Here is a 239-nt window from a genome sequence, read left to right as displayed (position 1 = left end):
CGTGTCCTCCGGCCGGTGCCCGAGGTCGGGCCCGGCGACGCCGGTGAGCTGCTGCATCGCGGCCGCGGTCAGGCCCACCTTGTGTCCGGCGACAGTGGCCCCGTCGGCCAGGCGCCGGGCGATGTTGTCCTGCTGGGCGGCGTAGGCGTCGGCGAGGACCATGCTGGGCAACAGTGTCGACAGCGGGTCGATAGGTGCCACATGATGTGCTGCCTCGCGCAGCAGCCGGCCGGCTCCCG

At 73.6% G+C, this 239-nt stretch carries 1 pseudogene; it reads right to left on the bottom strand.

The window, feature by feature from the left end:
• A pseudogene (locus KVT44_RS56890) lies at positions 1 to 201 on the bottom strand (2-keto-4-pentenoate hydratase); the annotation flags it as partial.
• Positions 202 to 239: the final 38 nt, after the last annotated feature.

It is taken from the genome of Streptomyces sp. GbtcB7 (assembly GCF_019091445.1).
Lineage (GTDB): Bacteria > Actinomycetota > Actinomycetes > Streptomycetales > Streptomycetaceae > Streptomyces > Streptomyces mirabilis.
Note: the sequence above shows the minus strand (reverse complement) of the source record. Positions and strands in the feature narration are given on the sequence as shown.